Below are 11,946 nucleotides of genomic sequence, written 5' to 3' on the forward strand. Positions count from 1 at the left end.
GGTCCGCCTTTTTTTATGCCTGCTATCCACCTGCCCCTTTTCCTTTTGCCTGTCGCTGGTTCAGCCAGGCGCATAACCCCATCACCACGCAGGTCGCCAGAAACACGGGCCGCATTCCCCATGCCCCGCCGATGATCCCACCAAACAGCGGACCACTCACCTGCCCGATATACTGCGCCGATGTCGAATAGCCGAGCATGCGCCCCACCTGGGTGGCGGGAACATGGTGGCGGATAATAGCGGTAATGCAGGGCATCAGACCGCCTAACGCGATCCCCATCAGGAAGCGCAGCGGCAGGAGTTGCCAGGCATCGGTAATAAAAGCCTGAGGGATCAGTAACAGCGCGCAGCCAAGCAGACCCGCGCGTAATACCCGCCAGTGCCCAATGCGGTCAGCCAGCTTACCGGTATAAGGCGCCGAAATAATGCTGCCCAGTGCCGCCGCAGCCATCACCAGGCCCGACATCAGCGTGATGGCATGATCCTGATGTAAAAACTGACCGATATATAAGGTAATCACCGGCTCGATCGACATGTTGGCAAACACCAGCAGCATGGCGGTGAGCCACATCAGCCTGACCACCGTCCGGTTAAAGGGGGCAAGGGCTACGACCGGTTGGGAACGGGCGCTGTCTACTTTGCGCGTCGGTGCCGGTTCTTTAAGTAAAAACGTGGTGGCGAGAAAAGCCACGAAAATGACCGCACCGGTAAGCCAGAACGTGGCCCGAATACCGATCAGCGGCGGCAGTACGCCCCCCAGCAACGGGCCAATCACGTTACCGGCCATCATGCCGGATGCCAGCATGCCCAACGCCCATCCGGTATGAGATTTAGGCGTTTGCGCGGCAATCAGAATGGTGGAACCGGATGAGTAGCCGCCGAGTAATCCCGCCAGTAAACGTAACGCCACCAGCTGCCATACGGTGGTTACCATACCAATCAGTGCCATCGCAACTGCCATTCCCAGGCTCGCCCGGATCAGCATCAGCTTGCGCCCATAGCGATCGCCCAACCTGCCCCACAGCGGGGCGGTCAACGCCGCGCTGAGAAAAGTGGCACCATAAGCAACGCCGGACCAGCGCGCCATGGCCGCCGGTTCCTGTACACCCAGTTGTTGCACATACAAAGGTAAAAAAGGTAATAGTAAGGTCATGGCGACAAGGGTCGTAAAAGAGCCAAAGACGCAAACCCATACGTTACGTTTCCAGTGGCGAAAGGCAGTTGCCTCAGACGTCATTTCCATGCGATATCCCCATCGAGTTCAGGGACTCAGGCTAACAATGGTGACGAGGCAACAACAGTCGGCGCGTGATATTTGCTGACTGGCATAGTTTGTTGCTGTACTGCAACAATCAGCGTCCGCCCAGTTGGTCGATCAGGATGTCGCACAGCAGGCTAACGGGCGAGGCAGGCGCGATGTCCTGATGCATCAGCAGATAACTTTGTAAGCGATCCATCTGCCACTCAGGCAGAACCTGAACAATCTGCCCCTGGGTAAGCGCCTCCTGCACCATGTAGGAGGGCAGATAAGCAATCCCGTTGCCCGCCAGCGCCGCATTCAGCAGCGCCATGCTGTTATTGGCCCGAAAACGGCTACGCACGTCCACCGCCAGGCGCAGCTTGTCGCGACGAAACGGCAGCGCGGCAGTATGCGCCGGGCCGTGAAACATCAATAAATCATGACGAGGTAACAGACGGGGATGCGAGATGGCAGGATGCTGAGCCAGATAAACCGGTGCGGCATACAGCCCCCAGTGGATATCGCTTAATAGCCGAAAGTTGCCCTGGCGGGGCGCATGGGCGCGAATAACAATCGCCACATCCACCCCGTCGCCAATCGTCTCGTCGTTATTATCCGTCAGGCTGAGATCGACATTGATGTGCAGATGACGGCGCAGAAAGCGATTAAGCAGCGGCACAATACACTGGCAGCCAAAGGTGACGGGCGCCTGTAAACGCACATTCCCGACGGGATTTTGGTGCGCCTGTTGCACAAAATCCTCGGCCTGATGCAGTTCATCCAGCATACGTACACAAAACGGATAGTAAGCCTGGCCCAGCTCCGTCAGCGTCATTCTGCGGGTGGTACGCTGCAGCAGCCGAATGCCCAACCGCTGTTCCAGCCCGGCGATTTCCCGACTGATATGGGACTTCGATACGCCGAGCACGCGCGCGGCTTCCGTAAAGCTTTTAAGCTCGACCACGCGCGCAAACAACATCATGGCGATCAGGTTATCGCTGTTATTCATCGGTTTCCTACGGGCCAGAACGGCGGCTGCGGGTTATGGCACAGCGATGACGCCATGCATCTGGCAGTAAGAATAAAGCAACGGCGGGAAGGCTAACAGCGTCAGTGGCGGAAAAGGCGTGCGGGGCCCTGGCGATGCATGGACATTCCCACAGGCTAGCGGATGGGAATGTCCATACAGTGACTAACTTGCCATGGCATAGGGAAACAATAAACGATCGGGCTCCACCCGGCGCTGGCGGCGCAGCTGGCCTGGCGTCACCATAAAATAGTTTTTAAACGTCCGCGTATAGGCCTGCTGGGTATCAAACCCATAGCTCATCGCCACCTGTAAAATCGCCTCGTTACTGTTGAGCAGCGTTAAGGCCGACTCGGTCAAACGACGCTGACGAATATACTCGGCCAGTGAGAAGCCGGTGTGCTGGCGAAATAAACGCTGCAGATGCCAACGGGAATAGCCCGCCCGGCGCGCCACTTCGTCCAGATGCAGATCGTGTCCTAAATTGCTTTCTATCCATTCCAGCAAACTACGAATAAACTCGCGCTGATTCATGGTGTTCTCCTGGTTAAAGCAGATGTGCAGGGAACACACTTTAGCGCGCTAAATTTATCCCTTAATTAGCGAAAACTTAGCGCAGAATTAGCAAAGCGGTAAAATCGTCCGTTTCAGGGTGCATTATCACCCTCTGACCGGGCGCGTAACGGCATTTTGCTGCACTCGCCATGCCAATAATTCTGCGCTAATAATCCAGCGCTACACTGTTGCCATTTTTCGGGGGACGTCATCCATGCGCGTGTTGTTGGTCGAAGATGATGAAATGATCGGCGCAAATCTGCAGCAGGCGCTGGAAGCGGCAGGCTGGTCAGTCGACTGGGTGCGCGATGGCGTTTACGCGCAAAACGCCTGGAGCGAAGGCGGCTACAGCTGCGTACTGCTCGATCTCGGCTTACCCCGCGACGACGGTTTGCAGGTGCTGCGGCGCGCGCGGGCGCGCGGCGATGCCACGCCGGTTTTAATTCTTACCGCCCGTGATACGGTCGCCCAGCGGGTACAGGGACTGGATTACGGTGCGGATGACTATCTGCTGAAGCCTTTTGATCTGCAGGAAGTGATGGCCCGAATGCGGGCAATTACCCGCCGCCATCATGGCTCTGCCGATTCGCTGCTGGGCAGCGGTGATGTTCAACTGGATATGCTGACACGCGAAGTGCTGTACAAAGGGCAACGTGAGCAGTTAACCGCGCGTGAATATGCCCTGCTCTATGCGCTGCTGGAACGGCCCGGTGCCATCCTGTCACGCGAGCAGTTGGAAAACCGTATTTATGGCTGGGGTGAAGAAGTCAGCAGTAATGCTGTGGATGTCTTAATCCACGGGATGCGGCGCAAGCTGGATAATGATGTGATCCGCAATGTACGCGGACTGGGTTGGCGGGTACCGGCAATATGAAAATTTTTATGCGATCGTTACGTAATAAATTACTGAGTACGTTACTGGTGATTCATTTGCTGATGATTGGCGGCGTGGCCTGGTACTTTTTCAGCTGCTACGGTGAGATGGTTGGCGTCATCAAGGATGAGCAGTTAGCCAAGCTGGCCGATGCCTGGTCAGTGAACCGCGAAATCCCCCCGCTGATGCCGCTTATTGCGCCCGCACACAAGATTAAAAGCGCCTTCGTGATTCAGTTATGGGACGCCAAAGGCCAGTTACGCTCCAGCTCCTGGCCTGAACTGCATGCGCCGCTGCAGGCTGAAAACGGCTATAAAGATGTGCAGATTGGCGGTTGCCACGACTGCGAATGGCGCATTTACACCCGCGCCGGCCAGCCGGGCAGCGAGATAAAAACCATTCAGGTGATGCTCAATCTCAGCTACATGAAAGAAATGATGGTGAGACGGGCGCTGTCAGCCATTATTCCGCTGATTTTAATGATGCCGCTGTCGTTGCTGGTGATCTGGCTGGTGGTGCGAAAAATCACCCGGGATTTGCGTGTTGCCTCGCGTGAAATTGCCGCGCAGGACGCCCATCACCCACACAGCGTTTCCCCTGAAAGCCTCCCGGACGAAATTCAGCCGCTGGTCGCCGCCTATAACTCTCTGCTGGATAAGCTACGTGCCGCCTGGTCTTCACAGCGTCAGTTTATGGAAGATGCTGCTCACGAACTGCGGACGCCGGTCACGGCGGTCACGCTGCAGCTGGAAAACCTGCGTCAGCACATTCAGCCTGGCGAGGCCAGCCGCCAGTTTGCGCAACTGGAATCCGGCGTCACCCGTACACGTCACCTGGTCACCCAGTTGCTGAATATGTCGCGCTGGGAAGATCAGTCCGTCGTTGCCAGCGTGGAAAATATCGCGCTGGAAGATGTGCTGAAAGAGAGCATTGAGCAGCTCATGGTAGTGGCCGATAAGCGCGGTATCGATATCGGCTTTAGCGGAACCACGCACTACCATTTGCAGGCCGGACGTTCAGAGCTGCGGAGCCTGTTTGACAACCTGATCGGCAACGCCATGTTGCACACGCCCGAAGGCAGCCTGGTGGATGTCCTGCTGCATCGGGTGGCGGGGCAAACCGTGGTGGATATCGTTGATAACGGCCCAGGTATGCCTGAGTCCTTTATCGAACGCGCGTTTGACCGTTTTGCCCGCTCACCCGATGTAAAAGCGCAGGGGAGCGGTTTAGGTTTGTCGATTGTGCGCAGTGTTGCGCAGAAACATCAGATCCACGTTGCCCTGTCCAACTGCCTGACTCCGCAAGGTGACCGCTGCGGTTTTCAGGTGCGCGTCACCTTTCCTTAATCCCCGTCGTTCGAACCGGAACCCGACAACGTAAACGGTTGCCCGGTTCCGTTCGCCTCCAGCAATATTGTGATTCAAGTCACAATATTGATGAATTGTTATGCAACACATTTTGACAAATGTGATCAAAAGCTATTTTCTATCTCCCTGTAAAAGGCACGCTATGCTAACTAAAAAAATGCGGCCCAGATACTTCACCGCCCAACCTTTGGGATTGATTTCCAAACAGCGCGCAAACGATTGTCTTGCGCATAAGAAACCAGTGGTCAAAATATAATGAAATTTAAAACGTTAATGGCAGGCGCCCTGCTGGCAGGCTCCTTAAACGGTGCAGTGCAGGCTGCAGAAAACGATCCCCAGTACGTTTCCGACTGGTGGCATCAAAGCGTCAACGTGGTGGGCAGCTACCACACCCGTTTCGGACCACAGTTCAATAACGATGTGTATCTGGAATACGAAGCTTTCGCGAAAAAAGACTGGTTTGATTTTTACGGCTACGTTGATCTGCCAAACTTCTTTGGCGCGGGCAACAGCAATGCTAACGGCATTTTCGACCACGGTTCCCCGCTGTTCATGGAAATTGAGCCACGTTTCTCGATTGATAAACTGACCGGCACCAGCCTGGCCTTTGGTCCGTTTAAAGAGTGGTATTTTGCGAACAACTATATCTACGATATGGGCCGTAACAGCGCTAACCGTCAAAATACCTGGTATATGGGTTTGGGCACAGACATCGATACGCACAGCGATATCGGCCTGTCACTTAACGTCTATGCCAAATACCAGTGGGAAAACTACGGTGCGGCGAATGAAAACAGCTGGGATGGCTATCGCTTCAAAGTGAAATACTTTGTGCCGATCACGACCCTGTGGGGCGGTAATCTTGGCTATGTTGGCTTTACCAACTTCGACTGGGGTTCAGACTTACGCGATAAGTCGGGCCCGATTCGCACCAGCAACGCAATCGCCTCCAGCCATATCTTGTCGCTGGGTTACGCTCACTGGCACTTCTCAGCCGTTGCACGTTATTTCCATAACGGCGGTCAGTGGGGAGCCGGTCAGGAGTTAGGATTTGGTGACAGCGCGTCTGAAATCAAGTCTACGGGCTGGGGTTACTACCTGGTTGCTGGCTATAACTTCTGATTGCTGGCACGACCCTAAAAAAACGTTGAGGCCTTCCTGAAGAAGGCCTCTCGTCTTTTCAGGGTTCCTGACGTGCATTACGCGTCGGATTTCACCACGTTGATGCGCCATGGAATATTGAATTTATCAATAAACATAGCAAAGCCGTTTGACCAGAAGGTTTCCTGCCACGGCGTGGTGACTTTCCCGCCCGCAGACAGCTTCTCAAACCAGGCTTTACCCTGCTCTGCATCGTCCGTTGCCAGACTCACGGCATAGCCCGCATGTTCTGAGGCCGGTGGCTGGTACGGATTACCGTCACTCATCATCAGCTCGCCCTGACCAATACGCAGATGGGCATGCATAATCTTTTCAGGTGGCAGCGGCGGTGCGGACCGATCACCGACCTGTTCGCCCTGCTCCGGGTTATCGCCAAAGGTCATTTTTTGCAGCAGTTGTCCACCCGTTGCCTGCAAATAGAATTCCATCGCTTCTTCACAGCGACCATAGAGAAACAAATAGGGACATACTTGCATTATTACCTCGATACCGGTGAGTAAAGTCTTTCTTATACAGAGATGATAAGTGTAGACGACAGGTCGGGGATAACGATGATAACCAGGAAAATCTTCATCATTCGGATTATTTACCTGGCAGATAAAAGCGTGTTTCGCTGATATCTTTACAACCAAAACAGGGCCAGAAAAAAAGAATAGTTTGTCCTGAATAACCTTTAGGTATTGTTTTATTCGCAATAATCACTATTAATTACTTCTGATAAAGCCTTTATTTATAGTCAGTTAAAGAAAAAACCGTTCGCCAGAATAACGAGCTTCGCCAGAGCTGTTCCGCTTAAACCGTTTTTCTTACTTCAGGCACCAGCATGGCTGGTCCTGAAATTTTCAGATTCAATAACGTCATACGCTAAATAAGCGAAGCGGTAAGAAAGACCGCCGCTTAATTATATTGAATCAGCTGGTTCATTATTTTGCTCATGTTTTATACACATTATTCTTTATTCCTTTCAGTACCTTCCTGCTAAATATTTACCACCCAAATGCCGATAACTGTGTTCTTAATTCATTATTCGGGACTGTGTAATGTCGTTAAAAAAATCTTCACTCCTGGTTCTCTCGTTCCTGTTGATTCTTTTCCTTATCAGTATATCGGTCAGCATCTGGTTACTGGCTCGCAGTAACGCATCGTTGAATGCCGTGAATAAAGAAATCCGTGTGGTGCTATCGGTTATCGATCCCATCAATCACAGCCGCACGTTACGCGTACGCCTGATGGAGTACATGAAGGAGATTGAGAGTGACGGCCCTCAGGCCACCTCGTCGCTGGACAGCGTGAAAAGCGTGGCCGCAAAAGCCGATGCGGCCTTCCAGGCTTATCTGAGTGCGCCGCGTATTCCCGGTGAAAAGGCCGACGCCGACCGCTATCGCCAGGCCTATTTGGCTTACCGCAATCAGGGAATTCAGCCTTTAATTGAAGCCGCCGAAGCCCGCGATCAGACGCGCTTTAAAAACCAGATCGCCAACGTAGTGCGCCTTGACCGGCAGTATGAAATTGTCCTGGACCAGGTGCTGGCCCAGCATGAGGCTTACGCGAAGAAACTGAACACGGATGCCCAAAGCAACTTTTCATCCGGGATCACACTGCTCATGGTATTTGGCCTGTTATTCCTTGCCATCATCATTGCGATACTGATCTTTGTCAGACGCTATATCTTATCGCCGCTGAATAACGCAAAAGCGCACTGCAGCGAGATTGCGGCAGGCGTGCTCGACCATCCGGTGCCGGTCAATGTCGGCTCACGGAGCGAGATTCAGCAACTGATGGGTTCAATGGAGCAGATGCGGACGTCCCTGACGGACATCATTATCCGGGTACGTCACTCTACCCACGCGGTGTCCTGTGCTTCCCAGGAAATTGCCAGCGGAAATATCGATCTGGCGTCCCGTACTGAACAGCAGGCCGCAGCGCTTACCGAAACGGCGGCCAGTATGGAGCAGTTGGGGGCAACGGTTAAACAGAACACGGACAACGTGTTTGAAGCCTGCCGTCTGGCCAATGAAGCGGTACAGAATGCGGAAACCGGCGAGAACGTTTCTCAGCAGGTGATCGTGTCCATGGCAAAAATCAACGAAAGCTCGAAAAAGATCGAGGACATTACCAGCGTCATTAACAGCATTGCCTTTCAGACCAATATCCTGGCGCTGAACGCGGCAGTCGAAGCGGCGCGCGCCGGTGAGCAAGGCCGAGGGTTTGCGGTGGTCGCCGGGGAAGTACGCAATCTCGCGCAGCGCAGCGCCGTGGCCGCCAAAGAAATTGAAGGCCTTATTGCCGAATCGGTCGCAACGATACGCGTCGGGTCTGATCAGGTCAGCCGCACCGGCGAAGCGATGAATGCCATTATCGCCTCGGTCAGCCGGGTTAACGAACTGATGGACCACATATCCACCGCGTCCGATGAGCAGCATCACGGTATCAGCCAGATTGAAAAGGCGGTAACCGAGATGGATGGCGTCACTCAGCAAAACGCCGCGCTGGTCCAGGAATCGGCTGCCGCTGCCGCCTCGCTGGAAGAGCAGGCGCAGCATCTTACCCACGCCGTTTCTGCTTTCCGCCTGTCGGGCGCGTAAAACGGGCTCCCGCTCTGGTGATAATGCCAGGGCGGGAAACAGATGTGTTGCCGGGCGGGGTAAGGCACTGAATGACCCGGCTGACGTCTGCCTTTACCGCTGTGCCCGTCAAGATACCTGCTGACTGCGCTTTTTGCCCTCACCGGCTCGTGCGCCGTTGATATCTGCAGTCTTGCCGTCTGCCTGAAAAGCCGTGCCAGTCAACCTTGCAATATGCGTTGCTAAAAATTCATCACTATTCCTGTCGGCAAGAATCAGGTAATTGATTATTCTGCTGCTTCACGGCTCGCTAATGGGCAATTATTTCAAAACACATCACGGCCTGTAGTGGGAATGGCAATCATCCTGATATGAGGTTCACCTTACATGACATCCGCCTTCATCACAGGGATGGCACCGTCGCCGGCATCGTCGACCGCCAACACCAGCTTAGCTGAGCGCATTGATGCGCTACCTTCCTCTGCCGGCTTATGGCGCTTTATCTCGCTCCTGGCGCTGGGAGGCTTCTTTGAACTCTACGATCTGTTTGAAACCGGTTATATCAGTACGGGCTTGCTGGCAGCCGGTATTTTCCATGCGGGCAGCGCCGGAATACTGGGCATCACCGATCAGGCGGCATTTGCCTCGGCTACCTTTCTTGGGCTGTTTGTCGGTGCCAGCCTGCTCACGCCGTTTGCCGATCGCTTTGGCCGTCGGCTGACCTTTATCTGCGCCCTGGCCTGGTACGGTGTGTTCTCACTGATCATGGCTTTTCAACACAGCGCTGAGATGGTGATCCTGTGCCGCTTTTTAGTGGGGATTGGGTTGGGCGTAGAGCTGGTGACCATCGATACCTATCTGAGTGAATGGGTGCCCACTCACTTGCGTAACCGGGCGTTTGCCTTTTCGTTCTTTATTCAGTTTTTATCGGTGCCCGCCGTGGCGTTAATGTCATGGTGGCTGGTGCCGCAAAACATTCTTGGGCTGGAAGGCTGGCGCTGGGTGGTGATTGCCGGTGCGGTCTGCTCACTGGTTATCTGGCTTGTCCGCAAAAATCTGCCGGAATCCGCGCGCTGGCTGGTGCAGCAGGGACGCCTTGATGACGCTCATCAGGTGATGTCAAAAATGGAAAAACGTTGCGGCATCGCCCCAGGCCTGCCGCTGACGACGTTAACGGGCGCGGCAAGCCGACAGGAAAAGAGTCGTTTTCGTGAGATTTGGTCATCCCGCTATCGTAAGCGCACGCTCATGCTGGTGGTGATGAACTTCTTTCAGGCGATTGGTTTTTATGGTTTTGGTAACTGGCTGCCGGCGCTGCTGTCAGGCCAGGGGACATCCATCACCCACAGCCTGCTGTATGCGTTTTTTATTACGCTGGCCTATCCGATTGGATCGCTGATTTGTGGCAGCTTTACCAGCCAGCTTGAAAACAAATGGCAAATCGTTCTCTCTTCGCTGATGACGGTGGTGTTTGGGACGCTGTTTGCCCTGCAAACCAACCCGGTCTTGCTGATTATTTGCGGTTTCCTGATCACCTTCTCGAATGCCTGGCTGACCTGCAGCTATCATGCCTATCAGACTGAGATTTTCCCCACGCACATCCGCGCCCGGGCGGTGGGGTTCTGCTACTCATTCAGCCGGTTGTCGACCGCGTTCAGCAGTATTTTAATCGGTGTGATTTTGCAGTATGCGGGAACACATGGGGTTATCGTGTTTATCGTCCTGAGTATGCTGATGGTTATGCTGTCGGTGGGCCTTTTCGGTCCGAAGACGCGCGGTATCAGGCTGGAAAACATCTGAACATTCAGCCTTCCCCCTGCGGGGAAGGCTGAAACACTGCGGCTTACTTCCCTTCTAACACCTTGATGTCCGCATTACCCTGACGATCTTTGACGTCTTCACGCAGTTCGGCCACCTGCTTCGCCGTCACGTTATCCGTGGCATTATTGCCCCAGCTGCGGCGAATAAAGTTCACCACGTCCGCGACCTGCTGATCGTTCAGACGCCAGCCAAATGCCGGCATGGTAATGGTCGAAGGCGCGCCGTTGACGCCACGTAATTCCCCCCCGACCAGCACGATGTGAATCAGCGAGGTGGGATCGTCCGCCATCACCACAGGATTGCCCCGCAGCGCAGGATAAAACCGTTTGTAGCCGCTGCCATCGGTTTTATGGCAGGCTGCACAGCTGTCCACATACGTCGCGGCACCCGTCTGGCTGTCATCGCCCTTCCACAGGGCTTTGGCGGCGGCGTCATCCGCGCTAAACGTGACCTGATGCGGATCTTTCGCGCCCAGCGACTTCAGATAACGGGCAATCGCCGTGATGTCTTCCTCCGTCAGGTGCTGCAGGCTGTGATCGACAACGTCCACCATGCCGCCAAATGCCGCGGTATGATCGTTACGGCCATAGCGCAGGAACTGGCGTAAATCCTCTTCACTCCAGCGGCCCAGGCCATCGCGGTTATCCCCGCGCAGATTGCTCGCCGTCCAGCCGTCAACCGGCGCACTGCTGCCCGCCAGATAATCGGTGCCCTCGGTGTTATTTAATGCTTTTTCCTGCATGGTGACGCTACGCGGCGTATGGCAGGCACCGCAGTGGCCCAGACCTTCCACCAGATAACGGCCACGCGCCAGCGTCGGGTCCTCCTGCGCGGCTGGCTGGAACGCCTTCACGTCCGGTGCAAACAGGCTGCGCCAGATTGCCAGCGGCCAGCGCATGGACAACGGCCAGGGAATATCACTCTCTTTGTTGGCCTGACTGACAGGTGCGACGCCGTGCATGAAGTACGCATACAGCGCCTTCATGTCCTCATCGCTGACCACCGCATAAGAGGGATAAGGCATGGCGGGATAAAGCGTATCGCCGTTTTTTGCCACGCCGTGCCGCACCGCTTTCTGAAAGTCGTCGTAGCTGTAGTCACCAATTCCGGTCGCTTTATCCGGCGTAATATTGGTGGAGTAGATAGTGCCAATCGGCGTCGCCATCGGCAATCCACCCGCAAAGGGCTTGCCGCCGTCACGGCTGTGGCAGGCAACGCAGTCACCCGCGCGGGCAAGATACTCGCCGCGTTTTATCAGATCGCCAGTAGGCTCATCGGCCAGGGCAACAAAGGTAATACTGCCCAGAATCAGGGCTAAAATGCCGTTTTTCATCGCC

General features: G+C 54.7%; 10 protein-coding genes. 5 read left to right on the top strand and 5 right to left on the bottom strand.

Features of this window, described 5'->3' with window-relative positions:
- Positions 1–22: 22 nt before the first annotated feature.
- The 3 genes from QNH99_RS20125 to QNH99_RS20135 all read right to left on the bottom strand — a co-directional run bounded on the left by QNH99_RS20125 (position 23) and on the right by QNH99_RS20135 (position 2,801).
- Complete coding sequence (locus QNH99_RS20125) at positions 23–1,243, bottom strand: MFS transporter (protein ID WP_410517121.1); 1,221 nt, start codon at positions 1,241–1,243, stop codon at positions 23–25.
- A gap of 109 nt (positions 1,244–1,352) precedes the next feature.
- Positions 1,353–2,249: a LysR family transcriptional regulator gene (locus tag QNH99_RS20130; protein WP_063878034.1), complete on the bottom strand. Its 897-nt coding sequence runs from the start codon at positions 2,247–2,249 to the stop codon at positions 1,353–1,355.
- A 183-nt stretch (positions 2,250–2,432) separates the two neighbouring features.
- Positions 2,433–2,801, bottom strand: a complete 369-nt coding sequence (locus QNH99_RS20135) for a helix-turn-helix domain-containing protein (protein ID WP_014606915.1) — start codon at positions 2,799–2,801, stop codon at positions 2,433–2,435.
- A 235-nt stretch (positions 2,802–3,036) separates the two neighbouring features.
- On the opposite strand from QNH99_RS20135, the gene QNH99_RS20140 reads away from it, so the two are divergent.
- The 3 genes from QNH99_RS20140 (at position 3,037) to QNH99_RS20150 (ending at position 6,185) form a co-directional block, all read left to right on the top strand.
- On the top strand, positions 3,037–3,696 hold the full coding sequence (locus QNH99_RS20140; RefSeq protein WP_063878033.1) for a response regulator: 660 nt from the start codon (positions 3,037–3,039) through the stop codon (positions 3,694–3,696).
- The gene (locus tag QNH99_RS20145) at positions 3,693–5,042 is read left to right on the top strand and encodes a sensor histidine kinase (protein ID WP_410517122.1); all 1,350 of its coding nucleotides are present in this window, start codon (positions 3,693–3,695) and stop codon (positions 5,040–5,042) included. Before QNH99_RS20140 ends, QNH99_RS20145 begins: the two co-directional genes overlap by 4 nt.
- Before the next feature lie 276 nt (positions 5,043–5,318).
- The gene (locus QNH99_RS20150) at positions 5,319–6,185 is read left to right on the top strand and encodes a nucleoside-specific channel-forming protein Tsx (protein WP_063878031.1); all 867 of its coding nucleotides are present in this window, start codon (positions 5,319–5,321) and stop codon (positions 6,183–6,185) included.
- A gap of 77 nt (positions 6,186–6,262) precedes the next feature.
- Here the strand turns inward: QNH99_RS20150 and yjdN are convergent, their stop codons facing one another.
- On the bottom strand, positions 6,263–6,700 hold the full coding sequence (gene yjdN, locus QNH99_RS20155; protein ID WP_063878030.1) for a VOC family metalloprotein YjdN: 438 nt from the start codon (positions 6,698–6,700) through the stop codon (positions 6,263–6,265).
- Between the two features lie 564 nt (positions 6,701–7,264).
- On the opposite strand from yjdN, the gene QNH99_RS20160 reads away from it, so the two are divergent.
- Both QNH99_RS20160 and QNH99_RS20165 read left to right on the top strand, forming a co-directional pair.
- Positions 7,265–8,809 carry a methyl-accepting chemotaxis protein gene (locus QNH99_RS20160; protein ID WP_410517123.1) on the top strand — a complete coding sequence of 515 codons (1,545 nt, stop codon included), beginning with the start codon at positions 7,265–7,267 and terminating at the stop codon, positions 8,807–8,809.
- A gap of 366 nt (positions 8,810–9,175) precedes the next feature.
- Complete coding sequence (locus tag QNH99_RS20165; protein ID WP_172897555.1) at positions 9,176–10,588, top strand: MFS transporter; 1,413 nt, start codon at positions 9,176–9,178, stop codon at positions 10,586–10,588.
- Positions 10,589–10,631: 43 nt separating this feature from the next.
- Here the strand turns inward: QNH99_RS20165 and QNH99_RS20170 are convergent, their stop codons facing one another.
- Positions 10,632–11,942, bottom strand: a complete 1,311-nt coding sequence (locus QNH99_RS20170; protein ID WP_410517124.1) for a c-type cytochrome — start codon at positions 11,940–11,942, stop codon at positions 10,632–10,634.
- Positions 11,943–11,946: the final 4 nt, after the last annotated feature.

Origin of the sequence: Pantoea allii (assembly GCF_046529425.1) — a bacterium.
GTDB lineage: Bacteria > Pseudomonadota > Gammaproteobacteria > Enterobacterales > Enterobacteriaceae > Pantoea > Pantoea allii.

Excerpts from the sequence above, each read along its gene's own strand:
- QNH99_RS20130 (WP_063878034.1), bottom strand. The coding sequence starts at position 2,249 with ATGAATAACAGCGATAACCTGATCGCCATGATGTTGTTTGCGCGCGTG.
- QNH99_RS20150 (WP_063878031.1), top strand. The coding sequence starts at position 5,319 with ATGAAATTTAAAACGTTAATGGCAGGCGCCCTGCTGGCAGGCTCCTTA.
- yjdN (WP_063878030.1), bottom strand. The coding sequence starts at position 6,700 with ATGCAAGTATGTCCCTATTTGTTTCTCTATGGTCGCTGTGAAGAAGCG.
- QNH99_RS20145 (WP_410517122.1), top strand. The coding sequence starts at position 3,693 with ATGAAAATTTTTATGCGATCGTTACGTAATAAATTACTGAGTACGTTA.
- QNH99_RS20170 (WP_410517124.1), bottom strand. The coding sequence starts at position 11,942 with ATGAAAAACGGCATTTTAGCCCTGATTCTGGGCAGTATTACCTTTGTT.
- QNH99_RS20165 (WP_172897555.1), top strand. The coding sequence starts at position 9,176 with ATGACATCCGCCTTCATCACAGGGATGGCACCGTCGCCGGCATCGTCG.
- QNH99_RS20160 (WP_410517123.1), top strand. The coding sequence starts at position 7,265 with ATGTCGTTAAAAAAATCTTCACTCCTGGTTCTCTCGTTCCTGTTGATT.
- QNH99_RS20140 (WP_063878033.1), top strand. The coding sequence starts at position 3,037 with ATGCGCGTGTTGTTGGTCGAAGATGATGAAATGATCGGCGCAAATCTG.
- QNH99_RS20135 (WP_014606915.1), bottom strand. The coding sequence starts at position 2,801 with ATGAATCAGCGCGAGTTTATTCGTAGTTTGCTGGAATGGATAGAAAGC.
- QNH99_RS20125 (WP_410517121.1), bottom strand. The coding sequence starts at position 1,243 with ATGGAAATGACGTCTGAGGCAACTGCCTTTCGCCACTGGAAACGTAAC.